General features: G+C 42.0%; 18 protein-coding genes and 2 riboswitches. Of the genes, 10 read left to right on the top strand and 8 right to left on the bottom strand.

From position 1 onward, the window contains the following. Positions 1-43: 43 nt before the first annotated feature. Positions 44-132: riboswitch (cyclic di-GMP riboswitch) on the bottom strand. A 905-nt stretch (positions 133-1,037) separates the two neighbouring features. Next, on the bottom strand, positions 1,038-1,121 hold the full coding sequence (locus CVD23_RS22305) for a DUF3243 domain-containing protein (RefSeq protein WP_257987991.1): 84 nt from the start codon (positions 1,119-1,121) through the stop codon (positions 1,038-1,040). A 182-nt stretch (positions 1,122-1,303) separates the two neighbouring features. Further along, entirely contained in the window at positions 1,304-1,693 is a 390-nt protein-coding gene (gene mscL / locus CVD23_RS04415; RefSeq protein ID WP_101579132.1) for a large-conductance mechanosensitive channel protein MscL, read from the bottom strand. Between the two features lie 302 nt (positions 1,694-1,995). Here mscL and queF point away from each other — a divergent pair, with 302 nt between their 5' ends. Next, positions 1,996-2,493: a preQ(1) synthase gene (queF, locus tag CVD23_RS04410; protein ID WP_101579638.1), complete on the top strand. Its 498-nt coding sequence runs from the start codon at positions 1,996-1,998 to the stop codon at positions 2,491-2,493. A gap of 113 nt (positions 2,494-2,606) precedes the next feature. Here the strand turns inward: queF and CVD23_RS04405 are convergent, their stop codons facing one another. Together CVD23_RS04405 and CVD23_RS04400 are read right to left on the bottom strand one after the other, a co-directional pair. Beyond that, entirely contained in the window at positions 2,607-2,879 is a 273-nt protein-coding gene (locus CVD23_RS04405; protein ID WP_101579637.1) for an acylphosphatase, read from the bottom strand. A gap of 134 nt (positions 2,880-3,013) precedes the next feature. Further along, positions 3,014-4,246 carry an aminopeptidase gene (locus tag CVD23_RS04400; protein ID WP_101665314.1) on the bottom strand — a complete coding sequence of 411 codons (1,233 nt, stop codon included), beginning with the start codon at positions 4,244-4,246 and terminating at the stop codon, positions 3,014-3,016. A gap of 376 nt (positions 4,247-4,622) precedes the next feature. Between CVD23_RS04400 and CVD23_RS04395 the strand changes: the two genes are divergently transcribed. Beyond that, a complete protein-coding gene (locus tag CVD23_RS04395; protein ID WP_101665313.1) occupies positions 4,623-5,975 on the top strand; it encodes a hypothetical protein in 1,353 nt (450 codons plus the stop codon). Between the two features lie 33 nt (positions 5,976-6,008). Here CVD23_RS04395 and CVD23_RS04390 read toward each other — a convergent pair whose 3' ends face one another. Together CVD23_RS04390 and CVD23_RS04385 are read right to left on the bottom strand one after the other, a co-directional pair. Then, complete coding sequence (locus CVD23_RS04390) at positions 6,009-8,099, bottom strand: DNA topoisomerase III (protein ID WP_101665312.1); 2,091 nt, start codon at positions 8,097-8,099, stop codon at positions 6,009-6,011. A 404-nt stretch (positions 8,100-8,503) separates the two neighbouring features. Beyond that, a complete protein-coding gene (locus CVD23_RS04385; RefSeq protein WP_101579633.1) occupies positions 8,504-9,034 on the bottom strand; it encodes a YfiT family bacillithiol transferase in 531 nt (176 codons plus the stop codon). 317 nt (positions 9,035-9,351) lie between these two features. On the opposite strand from CVD23_RS04385, the gene hutH reads away from it, so the two are divergent. The 3 genes from hutH to CVD23_RS04365 all read left to right on the top strand — a co-directional run bounded on the left by hutH (position 9,352) and on the right by CVD23_RS04365 (position 12,304). Further along, the gene (gene hutH, locus CVD23_RS04380; RefSeq protein ID WP_101665311.1) at positions 9,352-10,857 is read left to right on the top strand and encodes a histidine ammonia-lyase; all 1,506 of its coding nucleotides are present in this window, start codon (positions 9,352-9,354) and stop codon (positions 10,855-10,857) included. 306 nt (positions 10,858-11,163) lie between these two features. Continuing rightward, entirely contained in the window at positions 11,164-11,775 is a 612-nt protein-coding gene (locus CVD23_RS22300; RefSeq protein ID WP_257987979.1) for a peroxiredoxin, read from the top strand. Between the two features lie 154 nt (positions 11,776-11,929). Further along, positions 11,930-12,304 carry a DnaJ family domain-containing protein gene (locus CVD23_RS04365; protein WP_101665309.1) on the top strand — a complete coding sequence of 125 codons (375 nt, stop codon included), beginning with the start codon at positions 11,930-11,932 and terminating at the stop codon, positions 12,302-12,304. Positions 12,305-12,390: 86 nt separating this feature from the next. Here CVD23_RS04365 and CVD23_RS04360 read toward each other — a convergent pair whose 3' ends face one another. Next, complete coding sequence (locus tag CVD23_RS04360) at positions 12,391-12,771, bottom strand: hypothetical protein (protein ID WP_101665308.1); 381 nt, start codon at positions 12,769-12,771, stop codon at positions 12,391-12,393. 700 nt (positions 12,772-13,471) lie between these two features. Here CVD23_RS04360 and motA point away from each other — a divergent pair. From motA to CVD23_RS04330, 5 genes are all read left to right on the top strand, one after another. Continuing rightward, positions 13,472-14,266 carry a flagellar motor stator protein MotA gene (gene motA, locus CVD23_RS04350; RefSeq protein ID WP_101665306.1) on the top strand — a complete coding sequence of 265 codons (795 nt, stop codon included), beginning with the start codon at positions 13,472-13,474 and terminating at the stop codon, positions 14,264-14,266. Then, positions 14,259-15,041 carry a flagellar motor protein MotB gene (gene motB / locus CVD23_RS04345; protein WP_101665305.1) on the top strand — a complete coding sequence of 261 codons (783 nt, stop codon included), beginning with the start codon at positions 14,259-14,261 and terminating at the stop codon, positions 15,039-15,041. Before motA ends, motB begins: the two co-directional genes overlap by 8 nt. Positions 15,042-15,155: 114 nt before the next feature. Next, the gene (locus CVD23_RS04340) at positions 15,156-16,253 is read left to right on the top strand and encodes a carbohydrate kinase (protein ID WP_101665304.1); all 1,098 of its coding nucleotides are present in this window, start codon (positions 15,156-15,158) and stop codon (positions 16,251-16,253) included. A 15-nt stretch (positions 16,254-16,268) separates the two neighbouring features. Continuing rightward, positions 16,269-17,186 (top strand): pseudouridine-5'-phosphate glycosidase, encoded by a 918-nt coding sequence (locus CVD23_RS04335; protein ID WP_101665303.1) that lies wholly within the window; start codon positions 16,269-16,271, stop codon positions 17,184-17,186. A 352-nt stretch (positions 17,187-17,538) separates the two neighbouring features. After that, positions 17,539-17,634, top strand: a riboswitch (cyclic di-GMP riboswitch). A 30-nt stretch (positions 17,635-17,664) separates the two neighbouring features. Beyond that, entirely contained in the window at positions 17,665-17,814 is a 150-nt protein-coding gene (locus CVD23_RS04330) for an anti-repressor SinI family protein (RefSeq protein WP_257985660.1), read from the top strand. A gap of 257 nt (positions 17,815-18,071) precedes the next feature. Here the strand turns inward: CVD23_RS04330 and CVD23_RS04325 are convergent, their stop codons facing one another. Further along, a complete protein-coding gene (locus tag CVD23_RS04325; protein WP_101578267.1) occupies positions 18,072-18,392 on the bottom strand; it encodes a helix-turn-helix domain-containing protein in 321 nt (106 codons plus the stop codon). Positions 18,393-18,594 lie beyond the last annotated feature (202 nt).

Below are 18,594 nucleotides of genomic sequence, written 5' to 3'. Positions count from 1 at the left end.
GCTATAAAAATAAACCTATTCGCATAAACAGGTTTAAGAAACCTAAAGCAGCTGGCTGACCTGGCAATGTTTCCTGCGTTAGTCCCTTTAGCTTTGCGTCACCACTTTTCAGTGATTTTGCCTTTATAGAGGTAATTACGGTTATTATATATGCCATTCTAAACCAATATGTGTGGAAATTCGACAGCATTTTACGCAGAGGAATAGCATATGTGGTAAATAGAAAAATAGTTTACATAGAAAAAAAGTTATTTCTAAAAAATATTAAAAGTGGGAAATTGCTACATTTCTATCGAAAGTCTTTTTGTTTCTTTTAAGAATCGATCTTTTGTAGGACCTTTATCCTATTCGGAAAGAATTTTTTATGCTTTTTTGATATATTAGTAACCGTATTTTTTTAAATGCTAAATTTTAAATTTTCTATTTACTTTCTATTAACCATCTCATAAAAAGGTACAATTTTTCAGCGCTTTTAGATTGGAGCCTTCGATATTCGTACGATTCAACTATTTGGGAACTGTAATCTTGCACGATGTTTTGAACGGGAGAGTATAAAGCGTTAAGCCGTGGCCAAGTCTCCGGAGGTTTCTTTGATAGACCAGTGTTAAACGAACAAGTGAAAGTATATTCTGCAATATAAAAAGGATGCAACAGATCTGAAGGATTTTCATGGTGGAGGCGCAGATAGGAGCTGTAGCTGTAAATGGAAGATAAGGTAAGCTGAAGTTGAAGGTTGGAGGTTGATTATTATGAACTCTGGATTTTGGCAGCTTCGTTTAATGCTTCTATGAACAGAAGCTGAATTTGTAAAAAAAGAAAGCTCCGGATCAAGAAAACAATCCAGTCGGGAGTGCGGCTCTTTACTGGCGGAAGGAAGAGGGGAAATCGTTTTTTAGGACTCATTGTATCATGAAGTCAACTTCTATTTTAACAGATTACAGGGCATAGCGATAGCAGAAAAGTAGTTCGCGACAAAGAAAAAAGGACATACCCGTATTGGCTTTTAATCATGGAGAATGTCCTGTATATTATAATGGTTATTCCGCATCAACGAGCTTTACGAGCAGATGGGCAAGCTTGTGTCTTTCTTCCTCGTTTCCTGCTTTCCAAAGCTCTTGCAGCAGCTTTTCTTCACGGTTTTTCGGTTCTGCATGATCCGCGAAATAATCGCCGAATTTCTTGGTGTGGTAGCAAGCTGAGCATCCGATAAGCCAATCTTTTTTCCAAGATCCAAACGATTTTCAAATAAGCTTTAAAATTTTCAGCAAATAAAAATATGGCAGCAGAGGAAATTTAAGAGCGATTATAATTGTTTTGATCTTTCCTTTAAGAGGTCCCTAATTTCAGAAAGAAGCTCCTCTTGTCTGTCTATGACCAGTTCAGCCGGCTTTTCTTCCTCTTTTCTCTTAAAGCGTTCAATTAGGCGAACCATCATAAAAATTGAAAACGCAATAATCATAAAATTTACAATCGTTTGAATAAATAAGCCGATCTTTATATCTTCTGCTCCGTTCGGCAATGGAAATATCAGTTTTGAAAAATCAATCCCGCCGATAAGCAAACCGACTATTGGCATAATAATATCATTTACAAGAGAAGTAACTATTTTTCCAAAAGCGGTGCCAATAACAACCCCGGTCGCGAGGTCAATGACATTACCTTTTATCGCAAATCTCTTAAATTCGTTCCACAAACAAAACCCTCCCTGAAGACTGTTCAATATAATGCTACTTTACCATAATCGATGTTTAAGATGACATTCCTTATTGTGGATGATAATAGAGCATTTTCTGGCAGAGAAAAGTATCCGTTGACAGGTACGGACTTTTTATCTATATTAACAATGACAATTCAATAATCCCGCACTCAGGCGGGAGAGGTTCATAGCAAACAACCCTCTATAAAAAACTATGGCTTTGATACTTTATAAGCCCGGTTAAAGATGCGGCGGCCTCTCTTACGCGAATGCGGATTCAGATAAGGAGGCTTTTATTTATGCCCGGAAGAAAAAATGAAGAGCTATCAGACATTACCTTGCTTGGAAATCAAGGAACAAAATATTTATTTGACTATGCACCAGAAATACTCGAGTCATTTGACAATAAGCATCCGAACCGTGATTATTTTGTTAAATTTAATTGCCCGGAGTTTACAAGCTTATGTCCAATCACAGGTCAGCCTGACTTCGCAACCATTTATATCAGCTATATACCTGACCAAAAAATGGTCGAAAGCAAATCGTTAAAGCTGTACTTGTTCAGCTTCCGCAATCATGGTGATTTCCATGAAGATTGCATGAACATTATTATGAATGACTTAATCAAGTTAATGGATCCGCGCTATATTGAGGTGTGGGGGAAATTCACGCCAAGAGGCGGCATCTCCATCGACCCTTACACAAACTACGGTAAGCCCGGTACAAAGTATGAGCAAATGGCTGAATACAGGCTGATGAATCATGATCTGTATCCAGAAAAAGTTGATAATCGTTAATATATTAGTCAACCCAAAATTATAAAAATACAAGTTCGAGACCTATTCGCAATCGTGAATAGGTCTCGATTGTTATCAAAACCCCATGCCAATCATGGCATGGGGTTGCGTCATTAATATTTTATCGTAAAAGATTTAAAGCCCTGCAAGTGGCTGCTTTCTGTTTTTTCGATACTGGTCACCCTGGAAAATGGATTGCCTTCCTTGATGCTGTTCGCAAAGAGGACCAGGTCATCCTCGGAACCTTCTGCTAAAATCTCGACCTGATCATCCGGGAGATTTCTTACCCAGCCAGTGATGTGATATGCATTGGCCTTCATTTGTGTGAAATAGCGAAAACCGACACCATGGACCCTTCCGTTAACAATCAGATGATATTGCAGCAAGAACTGTTCCCTCCCCAGAGAAATAAAAACCACTTATTTTTATATTTTTATTATATTCTAATCAGGCAATAAAACATAGTTATGATACGGCAAAAAAAAACAGGCTCCAATAGAGGAGTCTGTTCTTACAGTTATTAAAATGCCCAGCTGCCGTTCCGGAAGACAGGTTCTGTTTTGCCGTCAGCGGAAATTCCGTCAATATCCATTTCAGCTGATCCGACCATAAAGTCAACATGGGTGATGCTCTGGTTTAAACCTTTTTCTTTCAACTGATCTGAAGACATTTTTTTGCCGCCTTCAATACAAAAAGCATAGGCGCTGCCAATTGCAAAATGATTTGAAGCATTTTCATCAAAGAGTGTATTGAAAAACAAAATGTCTGACTGTGAAATCGGTGAATTATGTGGAACGAGAGCAACTTCACCGAGATAGTGTGAGCCTTCGTCCGTTTCAACTAACCGCTTTAGAACTTCTTCACCCTCTTTAGCCTCGACATTGACAATTCGTCCATTTTCGAACGTGATTTTAAATTGGTCAATGATATTGCCGCCATAGCTTAAAGGCTTTGTGCTTGAGACATAACCATTTACACCTTCCCGATATGGTACGGTAAAAACCTCTTCCGTCGGCATATTGGCCATGAATTCAATACCATTTTCATTTGTGCTTCCGGCTCCGACCCAAATATGGTCTTCAGGCAACTCTACGGTTAGATCTGTGCCGGATGCTTTATAATGCAGCTTCTTAAAACGCTTGCTGTTTAAATACTCAACTTTCTCGTTTAAGTTTTTATCATGTTCCTTCCAAGCCTCGACGGGATTGTCAAGATCGCTCCGGGTTGCTTTAAAAATAGCTTCCCAAAGCTTATGTACACGGTTTTCCGCTGGTTCCTCAGGGAATACTTTGGCCGCCCAGTCATCTGAAGGCACGGCAATGACAGTCCAGCTGACTTTATCTGATTGCACATATTGGCGGTATTTGGCGAGCGCTTTTCCGGTAGCTTTTTGGAAATTGGCGATTCGCTCAGGATTGATCCCTTTGAGCAAATCAGGACTTGAAGAGACGATCGCCATAAAGGCAGCCCCATTTTCAGCAAGTGCCTCCGTTTCCTTTGCGCGCCATTCAGGGTACTCCAAAAACGCTTCGTCAGGTGCGAGCTCGTATTTCGTGCGTGAAACAACATCATCAGTCCAATTGACGACGACATTATGTGCTCCTGTCTCATATGCCTTTTTCACGACAAGTCTTACAAATTTCGCAGCATCAAGCGTCGTGTTAATCACGAGGGTTTGTCCTTTCTGAACATTTACGCCCACTTTGACAGCAAGGTCTGCGTATTTCTCTAATTGTGCGTTAAAATCACTCATTTATTATCTCCTTGTCTAGCGCCAGCGCCTAGACCCTCGAGGGGGGTCATGAGCCAATCGCTTCCAGAAGGCAAAAAACACCTTGCTGCAGCGCTCGTCTAATGCTTGTCGGGTCTGAACAAGGCGCTTCCGCTTTTTCTTATTTACAGAATCTCCTTTTTATTTTAGCTTTAATGATTGGAAAAAGAAACTGAATACCATTCTGGCCTGAAATTTCCTATCCGTTCTATATAGCTATAAAGTAGTGATGAATTCCAAATTAAAGAAGAACAAGACAAATCTATATGGTTCATTTCTCACAAACGAGGCAAGGGTTGAAAAAACAATCCTTCTATTTCATAAAATCATGTTATCCTATTTAGGAGGGGGAAACGATTTGCGTAAGTTTTATTATTTGATGATCAGTGCAGCTATATTAGCGGGCTGCCAGACTGAAGCACAGACAAAAACAATAGAAAAACTTCAGGAAGAGGTTCCGCATACAAAGGAAGACTGGATTAAACAGAGCGGGATAAAAACAGAGCTAGCATCCGCGGAAGATCCCATCATTGAAGTTATACATATAAGGGGCAGGAAACAGCCAGAAATATTGGCCTCCTATACTAAATCCAATCCGGAATTGAATGAACAAACCGGGATCTTGATAGGCAAAAGCTTTGACGAAAAAACGCGCAAATGGAAAGTGTTTTTTCGAGAAGAAGCACCAGCTGTTGCTGATTTTAGAATGGTTGGACCGATAACCGTTGAGTACGAAGGTAAACAGACAACCCGAGTAGTTGTAGAGCATCAGTCTGCAGGGGCATCAATGGTGCCTACTTCTGCACGGCTCTTTGGTTTTGCCAACGGTGAATTTAAACAAATAGGCGAATTAACGAGCGAATATGTGGAAACAGGAAAAGTAGCAGTTGAAGATAATTTAATTGTATTTAAAGGTGAAGAACAGCAGGATAGCTTCCAATGGTCAGAAGCCCAATTTGAGTCAAGTCCCGAATTGCTCAACTCAAGAAAAGAACTCGGTAAATACGCGAATATCATGCTGGAATATGAAGCACAGGCTGGTGAACTTACTGTTACCGGTGATAAAGAAGGTGTGGTGTATGCCCAGCCTGGCGGGACAATCGGGATACGACAATCCGGCCTTGTTAAGGGGAGTGCTCGTATATTCCATAGCTTAAAGCAGGCAGATCAGCCGGGTTTATACACAATTACTGAAGATGATCATAATCGTGATATAGTCTTTGACTTTCAGTACGGCCATACTATAAAAAAAGTGACGATTTTACTGGAATCGTCATTGCAGAAGGAAATGGCTAGTGCCGGTTTTTTTGATCAAACTTTTGTTGAGGAAATTCGACAGAATAAACTAAAGGGAATCGTTTATCCAATTGGTACAATGGTCGATCAAATTAAAACAGAAAAAGGGAAACCGGACTTCGAGGAAAACTGGAGCGGATCTCTCGTCTTTGGTTATAAAGACCATGCCTTTGGCTACTTGGAAACAGAAAACGCCAAATCCATTCACTATGTCAGCTATTTTCCTGGAGAACGGCAGCTGTTTTTCAAAGAGGCAGAAAAAGTACTAGGAGTACCGGGTGCTGAAGGTGTAAGCGATAAGGACGGAAACTATTTTCAGCTTTATGACGCAGGGAATGGGAAAGAATTGTGGCTGGAAGGGACTTCTGAACAGAAGGACAGTCCAATCAGGGAAATCAGGTTAATTCAGAAATAGAAGCAAAAAAGAGCGGGAATTTCCGCTCTTTTTTCAGTCTTTCTCCTCCAATGCCTGTTTCAGCAAGTCCCCAAGGCTCGTTCCGAATGAGTCATTTTGTGAATATTTCTGGACGAGTTTCCGTTCTTCTCTTTTTGTTACCGACTTTTTCTGTTCTTCTGCTTTCTCGACAACATTGCATGGACGGCACTGAAAATACAGGCCTGCTTTACCTTCATGCATTTCCATGCGTTTTTTACATTGCGGACAGCGCCGTTTTGAGAGTTTTGGATCTTTATGCTTCCGGTAGTGGCAATCCAGATTGGAGCAAACTAAAATTTTTCCTTCTTTCGTGTTTCTTTCTTTTAAGAAGGAATTGCACTCGGGGCACTTCGAACCGGTTAAATTATGGGCACGGTATGCCTGGTTGCTCTTTTTGATTTCGGAAACAAGATTTTCCGTCTTTTTGCGGATATTTTGCAAAAATACCTTTGGGTTTCCTGTTCCGCGTGCAATCGCTTCTAATTCTTTCTCCCAGTGTGCAGTTAGCTCAGGTGATTTGAGTTCGTCGTTAACCAGTTCAATGAGCTGTTTTCCTTTGTTTGTCGGGTAAAGACGGCCATTTTGCCGTTCGACAACTTCGGTTTCGATTAGTCTTTCAATAATCTCAGCGCGTGTTGCCGGAGTACCGAGGCCGTATTTTTCCATTTGAGCAAGAATATCTGCCTCAGAATAGCGGAGCGGAGGCTCAGTGAATTTTTTGTCCATCTCGATATTCTTGGTTGGAAATTCCTGCCCTTTTGTTACATTGGCAAGACTCTGGTTGCCCTCCGCTTCTTCACTTTTTCCGGCAATTTTCCTGAAGCCCGGATCAACGACAACGGTTTCCTTTACCTTGAACGTTTCCCCGTTCACGTCAAAGCTGGCGAGAACAGTTTCGAACTGGTAGGGTGGATAAAACAGCCCGAGGAAACGGCCTACAATAATGTCGTAAAGTTTTCGCTCGTCAGTGGATAAATCGTTTAAATGAAGCCGTTCTTCGGTCGGAATAATTGCATGATGATCGGTTACTTTTGCATTGTTGAAAACCTTTTTTGCCAGTACACGTCCTTTACTTGCAAGGAGCGGTCGCACTTCATCCTTGTATCCGGAGCTTATCGCCTCGAGACGATCAAGCATCGTCGCTTCCATATCATCAGTCAAGTAACGCGAATCTGTGCGCGGGTACGTAACAAGTTTATGCTGTTCATACAATCCTTGCAGAACAGACGAAGTTTTTTTCGCTGAAAATCCGAAACGTTTGTTGGCATCGCGCTGTAATTCAGTTAAGTCATAGGGTAGCGGTTGCGGTTCACTTTTCGGCTTGCGATCAATTGAAGTAAGCGTTGCTTTTTGGCCGGTCAATTTCTTTTTGATTTTCTCGGCGCTTTCCCTCGAAAAAATCCTCTTTTCGCCATTCTTTTCCCAGAGAGCTTTCAACGGGCCGATGTTCGCCTGGAGAGTCCAGTATTCGGTTGGCACGAACGATTGAATTATTTTTTCCCGTTCGATAACCATCGCTAAAGTCGGTGTCTGCACACGTCCTGCGGAAAGCGGATCATTATACTTGGTTGTCAATGCTCTTGTAACGTTAAGGCCGATCAGCCAATCTGCTTCGGCACGGCAAACAGCAGATTCAAATAACGGTTCAAATTGCTTGCCCGGCTTTAAATGCTGAAAGCCTTCTTTAATAGCCCGGTCTGTCTGCGAAGAGATCCAAAGGCGTTGAATCGGCTTCTTCCAATGGACTTTATGCAAGATCCATCTTGCGACAAGCTCGCCTTCCCGGCCGGCATCTGTTGCGATTATGCATTCCTTAATATCCGGACGTTTTGCAAGGCTTTCGATCCCGCGATATTGCGGACTTGTTTGCTTCATCACCTTCAATCCCATCTTGTCGGGAATAATCGGCAAGTCTTCAAGCCGCCACGTTTTATATTTAGTATCATAATGCTCCGGCATTTTTAATTCGATCAGATGCCCGAGAGCCCATGTGACAATGTATTTATTTCCTTCAAAATAATGCTTATTTTTCTGATTGCAGCCAAGCACGCGGGCGAGTTCACGGGCAACGCTTGGTTTTTCTGCAAGAACGAGAGATTTCATAAAAACTCCTTCCTGGAGTTTGCGGCAAAGCTGTCACGCATCGATGAAGCCGCAAACCAATACCTATAAAATGGTCTTATCCTATAAGTATAACGGAAAAAGCAGGAATTTAACATTGAGATAGTCGGGACGACATTGTGCACATCATCTCAGTTAATAGAAAAACCAAGGATTATGCCGCTAACCCTTGGTTCTGTAATAACTGTTCAGATATATCTTCGACTTCAGACGCTATATCATCAACTTTTGAGGTATATCATCGACCTAATTCCGATTATCATCAACTTTTACATATATCATCAACTTCATTCCGATTATCATCAACTTTTTAAATATATCATCAACTTCATCCCATTTATCATCAACTTTATAAATATATCATCAACTATATTCCGTTTATCATCTTAGTTCCGATGCATCCTTTCGCGCAGTGATGTGATATGGGCAATATGGTGCTGCGAATGCCATGCATATAAAGCAAGTGTTTCGTTCAAATCCATTTTTTTATTGTGGTCCGGATGGATAAATTTGCGTGAGAAATCTTCTTCTGTCAGAGATTCAAGCAAACTGACCCAGCGTGCGTGTACAGCTTCCAATAGGTTGAGCGAGACTTCGTGGCCTACCGTTAACGAGTCGTGAAGCTGGGACCATCGGTTTTCGTCATATGTTTTAACAGTTGGTTCGTCTTCTGTCAAAGCTAGCTTAAAACGTATATAGCTATTCATGTGGCTGTCAGGAAGATGATGGACAACCTGTTTAACCGTCCAGCCGCCTGGACGATAGGGAGTATTAAGCTGAGCTTCGGACAAATTTTGCGTAGCTTTTCTTAAAAGGCCGGGAGCGTCTTTTAAGATTCTGATCCATTCGTTCCTTTGTTCAGATGTAATGTTTGCCGGAAATTCAAATCGGCCAATTGGATACATCAGCTTTTCCATATTACCCCTGCTTTCCTTTTAAATATATATAAAATATTTCATGAATTTCCCTTTATGTCCATTACTTATTTCAACTCTTTAATAAACTAACACACCACTTGATTAACAAACTAAAATTTTCCAAAAGGATTGACGTAAGTGGACTAAAGGTCATAGAATTAAAATATAATTCGGAAAATTATTAAAAAGGCAGGGGAACAAGGTGAAATATAGCTGTTCTTCTATTAATCAAAAACAAATGAAAGAGGCTGAACTTAACCGGATCGGATAAGGGCAGCCTCTTTCTTTATTGTGCTAAAGCGATGGAGGGAGACAGGATGGTAATTTTGACGGGCAATACTTTGACAATCGAGGCAGTGAGGACAGTCATATCTGGCAAAGAAAGAGTGGAGGCATCAGTTGAAAGTATCAAAGCTGTAGAAAAAAGCCATAAGGCCGTAAAAAGGATTGTTGCAGACGGCAAAATTGTTTATGGAATTAATACTGGTTTCGGGAAATTCAGTGATGTCATGATTGATGCTGATCATGTCCGGGATTTACAGCTTAACCTGATTCGTTCACATGCATGCGGAGTAGGGGAACCGTTTTCGGAGGAGGTATCGCGGGCGATGCTGCTGTTAAGGGCAAATGCCCTGTTGAAAGGCTATTCAGGGATAAGGCCTTTGATCATCGACAGGCTGATCGAATTCCTAAATAGACAAATCCATCCTGTCATTCCCCAGCAAGGGTCGCTAGGTGCGAGCGGTGACCTGGCTCCATTATCCCATCTTGCACTCACCATCATTGGCGAAGGCAAGGTCATGTATAAAGGGCAGGTCGTGGATACGGCCGATGCACTCAATGAAGAAGGATTATGCCCTCTTGAACTTGAGGCAAAAGAGGGACTGGCGTTAATCAACGGGACGCAGGCGATGACCGCGATGGGTGCTGTCGCCTATTTAGAAGCGGAACGGCTTGCGACCGTTAGTGAAATGATTGCAGCGATGACGATGGAAGGTTTGAACGGAATTACCGATGCTTTTGATGAGGATGTCCATTTGGCACGGGGGTATAAGCAGCAAATCGAGACAGCAAGCAGGATGAGAGCTTATCTGAAGGGGAGCAGGCTAACGACAAGGCAGGGTGAAATGCGGGTGCAGGATGCCTATTCGCTGCGCTGCATACCACAGGTTCACGGTGCTTCCTGGCAAGCATTGGATTATGTCAAAGAAAAACTAGAGATTGAAATCAATGCTGCGACAGACAATCCGCTTATCTTTGATGATGGAGCGAAGGTGATCTCAGGTGGCAATTTTCATGGACAGCCGATTGCGCTGGCAATGGATTTTATGAAAATCGCGGTCGCCGAACTGGCTAATATTTCAGAACGGCGTATCGAAAGGCTTGTCAATCCGCAGCTCAATGATTTGCCGCCGTTTCTTAGCCCGGAGCCAGGTCTGCAATCAGGTGCGATGATTATGCAATATTGTGCGGCTTCACTCGTTTCCGAAAATAAAACACTTGCCCATCCGGCCAGTGTAGATTCGATACCGTCATCAGCGAATCAGGAGGATCATGTCAGCATGGGGACGATTGCCGCCAGGCATGCTTATCAAATAATCCAGAATGCAATGAAGGTAGTTGCAATCGAATGGATCTGTGCCATGCAGGCAGCAGAATACAGGGGAACGGAAAAAATGGCTGGTTTTACTAGTAAGCTTTATAAAACAGGACGGGAGCTGGTGCCGTCCATTGAGAAGGACAGAGTTTTCTCGGCGGATATCGAAACGGCATCACAATGGCTGAGAAAAATGCAAAATGATCATCTGACGAACATAAGATGAGCCTTGCTTTTGTGAGAAAGTTTCTTCACCTATTCACGGCCTGTCGAAGCGGTTTTTAATGGCCTCATATGTGAAAATTAGTTGTGCATCTTCGTCTCGTTCTTTCGCATGTTTTTTAGTCAGGCTATCTTTCGGAAAGAACCGGGGTGGCCTGTTTTCTTATGCTAAATTCCTCCTCTGTGACATTCCTGATCACTGCTTTCATTTCATCAGTAGGCTTTTCCAAACAGCTTGAAAAAATGTGCCTCCTTTTGCATATGTATAGAAGGAATGAAATTCTTAAAGGCAAGATGAAAGGAGCTTCCTATGCAAAATAAGCTTTATGCCAAAGACGTTGCCGCTTATCCGTCCTACTTTTGTGCAACAAGAGACGATCCGGCCCCTCTCTTTACAGCTGATGCATTTTTCGACGGGCAGATTAAACAAATCAGCCTCGAAGGTTATCAGGGAAACTGGGTCGTCCTCTTCTTTTATCCGAGCGATTTTACATTCGTCTGACCGACGGAATTAGCAGCGGTCGCTGCTGTTCATGATGATCTGAAAGCGCTGAAAACGGAAGTGGTCGCGATTAGTACTGATAGTGTCTATGCCCATAAAGTGTTTAAGGAAACCTCATCATCGTTGCGAAATGTTGCCTATCCGCTTGTAAGTGATCGTACTCAGGAGATTAGCCGTGCTTATCGCGTCTTGGATGAACAGACGGGAGAGTCATTTCGGGCAACTTTTATCATAAGCCCTGAGCAAATCATTTTCGCAAAGCATATCTATCCGAAGGAAATAGGCAGAAACATTCCGGAAATTGTGCGGTTAATTCAAGGAATTCAGTTTGCGCAGCAAACAGGTCAGGGAGTGCCTGCGAACTGGTTGCCCGGTAATAAAGGTATACAGCATAATGATGATGAGATCGGCAGGATATAAGAAAAATTGAGCGGGTTCGTTCTCTTAGTTTCGGGATCAATAAGAAAGGCGACATAGGCCCAAGCTCCAGTGCGAATTTTTGATCTTTCGGTTATAATGACATTAACGTATCAACATTTTCACCATGAGAATACCATTAAGAAGGGATGGTATAATGGATTTCGCTTCGATTGTGTCAGAAGATAAAATTCGCAAAGCATACGAAAATGGGGAGTTCGATCATCTACCCGGATTTGGCAAACCGCTGCCACGGGATGATGCCGCCGCAGTCCCGCCCGAGCTACGAATGGCATACAGAATGCTGAAAAATGCTGGCTATTCCACGGAAGAAAATCGCCTTAAGCAGGAAATGCTGTCACTCGAGGACCTCATAAAGAGCTGTGAAAACGACGAAGAAAAAGAGCAGCTGCAAAAAAAGCTGAATGAAAAAATACTTCGCTTCAACAGCATGATGGCAAAGCGACGAGCCAACACAAACTCGAACATGTTCAAAAATTATGAACAAAAAATCAACAGCAAGCTTTTTTAGCTGAATACGAAGCAGTCAGGTTACAATGGCCTGGCTGTTTTTTTTAGTGCTCAAAAAAGAAAAGTCCAAATGAAGTAAATATCCAGTTACATATGCCCTTTTTTCACGGTTCTCACGTTAAACTGCCCATCACTTGAATCGTTATTAAGGATGATGGTCAATTTTTCACGCTTGCCAGTATTGAGCGGCACTTCGACTTGAAGTACGATCTCATATAGGATCCCCGGTTTCATTTCCTCCGATGATTCAGGGAGTGCCTCTTTATTAATACTGATAATTGTTGCATTCTCATACTGTGGAAATCTGTTTTGATAAGTTTCTATAATCGATTTGGAAATTTGTTCATGAAATTGTTTCACTAATACCTCTTCCATAAGCTGACTGTTCACCCCTTCTCCATCGGCAGTGCTCACAGCAATTATATTGATCAAGGCCGCAATAAGAAATACGTATATGAGCTTTCTCATCCAGGACCATCCCTTCTTACTTCAACTTATTGTTCATATCGTTTCACAAAAAGATGCGATTATTCGGGATTTAGAGAGTCGTTCTGTCGCGCAGTGACATCTGTTCTGCTTTCATGCAGCGCTTCCTGCGAATCAAACATGAGCAAAAGGGCGGATATACCGAATTCTCTAAAATGAATAGCAATTATAGCCGCGGATTATCCGAGTCACCAATCGATGATTTGCTTTCGCGGATATATTTGGAGATTCGCGGATATATGAAGTTTTTCGCGGATATATTGGAAAAATCGCGGATATATCAAATTTTTCGCGGATATATAGGAAAAAATCGCGGATATATGAAGTTTTTCGAGGATAAGATGGCAAGGATCGCGGATCAGATGACATCGATTGCGGATGAATGCTGATCCGACCGCGAATATGTGAACGAGCAGTCGCGAAAAAATTCCGTTCTATCACGATTGGAAGAGCATCTATCGACGAAAATCCTATTCTGCCGCGCTAAATTCTGCTAGGAAGCGTTTGCAGCGCTGCAACCTAGTTTTTGCGGGTACAGCTGCAAAAAAAATTAATGTTTATTTTCCCTTAAAAAACAAGAAAAAATGTCGAAATAAAGGGAAATGGCTAATTTTAAGTCTTTTCAAACGGAGATTGGCAGCAAAGAGCTAAAAAAGTATGAGATAAGACAGGTGAATGATTCATGGACAAAACGTCGTTAATTGGTGTGATATTGGGAATTATTGCGGTAGGGGTCGGAATGGTATTGAAGGGTGTAAGTGTTGTAGCACTTGCTAATCCTGCCGCAATTTTAATTATTTTGATTGGAACGGCCTCAGCCGTCATTATTGCTTTTCCAACTGATGAAATTAAACGCCTCCCGAAGCTTTTCGGAGTGATATTTAAAGAACAGACTCTTGTCAATACGGTTGAACTGATTCGGATGTTTTCTGATTGGGCGCAGCTTGCCAGGAAGGAAGGCTTACTCGCTCTTGAAGCGAAAACAAATGAAATAGAGGATTCTTTTTTAAGAAGCGGACTTTCGCTTGCAGTTGATGGACAAAGCGCTGATTATATTAGAGATGTGCTATCAGAAGAAATCGAAGCGATGGAAGAAAGGCACCAGGCCGGAGCGAGTATTTTTACTCAGGCAGGCACTTACGCTCCAACGCTCGGAGTTTTGGGAGCGGTTGTCGGGTTAATCGCAGCATTGGGCAATATGGCGGATATAGATGCGCTCGGACATGCTATCAGTGCAGCCTTTGTAGCAACTTTACTCGGTATCTTCACGGGTTATGTTTTATGGCATCCTTTCGCGAACAAATTAAAACGCAAGTCTAAGCAAGAAGCGAAGATAAAATATATGATGATCGAAGGGATTTTGTCCATTTTGGAAGGTGAAGCACCGAGGGTTATCGAACAGAAACTTGCCTCATTTCTTCCAGCTGGTGAAAGGAAGATCTTTCTGGAAGAGAGCAGTGTGAAGGCGGATGAGTAAGCGCAAAAAAAGGCATCTTCATGAAGATCATATGGATGAGAGCTGGTTAATTCCTTATTCAGACCTGCTCACCCTTTTGCTGGCGCTGTTTATTGTTTTGTTTGCCATGAGTTCAGTCGACGCCAAGAAGTTTGAGGCGCTTTCCAAAACTTTTAATGAGGTTTTTAACGGCGGAACGGGGGTCATGGAGTTTGAAAGTCAGAGTCCGGTTCCCGAAGGTCGCATGGACGCGGCTGAGGAGTCGGAAAAGGATCAACAAAAAAAGAAGCAACAAGAAGAAGATAAAAGCAGTGCTGCCGACAATTTAGATCAACAAGAATTGGAAGAGATTCTCCGGAAGGTAAATGCTTATATCGAGGCAAACAATCTAACAGAAGTATTACAAGCTTCTCTGACGGATGAAGGTCTGCTGGTTTCGATTCGAGACAATGTCTTTTTCAGCTCAGGAAGTTCAGACGTAAGGGCAGAGGATAGACAGATTGCCAACGAAATTGCCGCTTTGCTTGTGATGGACCCACCCCGCAATATTATTATCAGCGGGCATACTGATAATATTCCGATTCAGAATTCACAGTTCTCATCAAACTGGGAGCTAAGTGTGATGCGTGCTGTTAATTTCATGAAAATTGTTTTAGAAAATAAACAACTTGATCCGCGCTGGTTTAGTGCGAAAGGATTTGGTGAGTTCCAGCCCGTCGCGCCAAACGATTCTGACGTAGGCAGGGCCAAGAACCGACGTGTTGAAATTCTTATTTTACCAAGAAATGCAGGTTAAGCTAACAGGCTTAACCTGCATTTCTATTTATAAGAGCTTAAAAAGTTTTGTACAGATGTAAAACAAATGTTTATAATTGAAACAAAAGTCTGAAAGGTGATGGGGGAAACAAACGTGAATGAAAAAGAGTCGTTAATTTTACATTTAGTAAAAGAAGACCCGTTTATCTCGCAAATCGACCTGGCTGAACAGACGGGTCTATCACGTTCTGCTGCAGCCGGTTATGTTTCTTCGTTAATAAGACAAGGGAAAATTCTCGGTCGGGCGTACGTTTTACCGGATGAAAAAGAAGTTATCTGCATTGGCGGTGCCAATGTGGACCGGAAGATTCAGGTGATTGATAAGCTGGAATACGGCACCTCCAATCCAGGATACAGTTCGCAGTCATGCGGTGGAGTTGCCCGAAATATTGCCGAGAATCTGGGCAGGATCGGGATCGATGCGGCGCTTATGACTGTCGTCGGTGACGACCATCAGGGGCAATGGCTTTTGGATTATACAAAAGCTTTTGTCGATATTGGCCCTTCTCAGCAAATATCAAAAAAGACGACGGGCACCTATACCGCTGTGCTCGAGAGGGACGGAGAAATGGCGGTCGCGCTTGCTGACATGTGCATTTATGACGCAGTGAGCATTGAAATGATTGAAAAGAAGTGGGGGTATCTGGCTTCTGCCGAGCTGGTCATCCTTGATACTAATTTTCCGGCAGACGTATTAGCTCATACGATTAAACGCTGCGAAGAAGAGTCGATTCCACTTTGTATCACGCCAGTGTCATCAGCAAAGGTAAAAAAACTTCCCCGGAATTTAAGCGGAGTAACCTGGCTTATTGCCAACCAGCGCGAGGCAGAGGCTTTATCAGGTGTGAAAATTCAAAATGAAGGCGACTTTTTTAAGTCTGCTGAAGCGATCCTGGAAAAAGGGGCTAAAAAGGTTGTTATTACCCGGGGAGACAAAGGTCTTGTATATTTTTCCAAACAAGGTGAAGCGGGCGTGCTCTTGCCGCCAAAAGTGGCGGTCGACGATGTAACAGGTGCAGGAGACTCGCTCGTCGCCGGAATTGCATATGGCCATTTGAAGGGATTGAACATAAAAGACGCCTGCAAAATAGGCATGACATGTTCGCAGATAACATTGCAATCCCATGAAACAGTTAATCCCGCTTTAAACCATACTAGTCTTCAGGAAGCGTTCAAACAATTTTTTAAATAAGGGAGAATGTACAACATGTTAGAAAACGTATTGGAATACGCAGCAGAGGTTTTGGAAGCAAGAAAACGCAATTTGCCAATTGTTGCATTGGAGTCGACGATTATTTCACACGGAATGCCATATCCACAAAATGTAGAAACAGCAAAAGAGGTAGAAAGTATTATCAGGAAAAACGGCGCTGTTCCGGCGACGATTGCAATTCTAAATGGAAAAATTAAAATTGGCTTATCAGAAGATGAACTCGAGTTTCTGGCGAAAAGCAATGATGTGGCGAAGGCAAGCCGCCGCGACCTTCCATATCTTGTATCCAATCGTAAAAATGGAGCAACGACAGTGGCTGCAACGATGATTTGTGCAAGTCTGGCTGGAATTGAAGTATTCGTCACAGGCGGTATTGGCGGTGTACATCGCGAAGCAGAGACGACAATGGATATCTCAGCGGATCTTCAAGAGCTTGCACAGACGAATGTTACCGTCGTGTGCGCGGGGGCAAAATCGATTCTGGATATCGGACTAACTCTTGAATATCTGGAAACGTTCGGAGTTCCCGTTGTCGGTTACCAAACTGACCGTCTGCCGGCCTTCTATACTCGAACAAGCCCGTATAGTGTAAATTTCCGTGTCGACGATCCGGATCAGGCTGCACAATTGATTCGTACTAAATGGGAGCTTGGGCTGGATGGCGGGATTGTAATCGCAAATCCGATTCCGGAGCGGGATGCATTAGATGAAACATTCATTAATGAGGTGATTGAAGCGGCGCTCTCGGAAGCAAAGGAAAATAACGTGGCAGGCAAGGACGTAACTCCATTTCTGTTAGGGAAAGTAAAAGAATTAACAAAAGGCTCAAGTCTCATTGCCAATATTGCACTTGTAAAGTATAATGCAGATATCGGGTCCCGTATCGCAGTGAGTTTATTGAAATATACATAGTAGATCAGCTCTTAAAAGGGGGCTGATTTTTCCCGTTTATAATGATAAAGAAGCAAAAAACAAGAAGACTTAACAGTGAAAAAGAACTAATCATACACCCACGCATTCAATCAATCGTTAGCAAAATAATTCGACGATAATTTCGTTAAACTTACAGAAATTCATCTTTAAACCTACCAAAAGTTAACATTTTCATAATAACTTACGTGGAAATAGAAGAAAGCTGTAGAATAATGGCTTTTTTTGAACGAAAATGAGAATGGCCTGCATTTTTCATATGACAAATAATAACACCGTAATAGTAAAGAAGTAGATAAAATAATACCTAAGTATTAGAAGAGGATGGATCAGGTCCAGAAAAGGGCAAACCTATTGAAAGATGGGGACGCAAAGTCGCGGGTCTAAGGTCTTGGAAGCATTTTCAGGCTAGGACGGCTGGGTTGCCTGGAATACGAAATGTATTTTAGGGGGAGTCATGTTGGCAGGCGTAAAAGAAAGCTTTGACGAAATCGATCTGGAATGGATGCTGCTGATTATTGAAGCGAAGGAGCTAGGACTCAAAAAAGAAGATATCCGAAATTTTCTTAATGATCATTTTATGAGGGAAGTTGCTGTTGAAAATCGCTAAAAATGAAGAATCAGGAACATGCCGGAACAAACCAGCAATATTCTGCAATAGAACCAATGGACGCTCTCTGTAAATTTCGATAGCTATTTCTTTAATTGAAAAACGAACAGTTATTTAAAATGTAAACAGTATTATTCGTTTGCCACGGAATACTCCCGGGTTATTAAGACCATTAGATTCGTTTTTCGGTTTAGCTTAGCACATTGTGAAATTTACTCAAATACATAAATAAAAAACCTGTTATGAAAAAAACAGGTTTATTTTTTATTAATTCTCCATTTATTAAACTCCAAAAATTCACGGAATTGATCCTTCGTAACCCCGGAGTTCATTGCCTCTTTCACGAGGTTCATCCAATCGGAATCAAGCTGTTCTTTATTAGGCTGTTCATTGATTAAGGTATCAACAGGAACTCCCAGTACAGACGATATTTTTTCAAGAAACTGTATGGACGGGTTTCTTTGTAAATTGCGCTCCAAGGAGCTTAAATAGGATTTAGCAACACCTGCTTGATCAGCCAGTTCAGAAAGTGACATCTTCTTTTCCTGACGGATTTTTTTTACCCGATCACCAATCATCCAGTCTCACACACCTTACATAAGTTTTCTATAATAACAAAGCCGAATTCATCGGTTTCATATAAAGAACATCCTGTATTTTATATCTACCACTATATATTATCATATATTATAACGGCTAACCCGAAATGGACAACATATGTTTGAGTCAAGCATTTGTTGGCGGAATTTATTTCCACCTAAAACGTGTAAGCGGATTCAT

Source organism: Bacillus sp. V33-4 (assembly GCF_002860225.1).
Lineage (GTDB): Bacteria > Bacillota > Bacilli > Bacillales > Cytobacillaceae > Bacillus_BJ > Bacillus_BJ canaveralius.
Note: the sequence above shows the minus strand (reverse complement) of the source record. Positions and strands in the feature narration are given on the sequence as shown.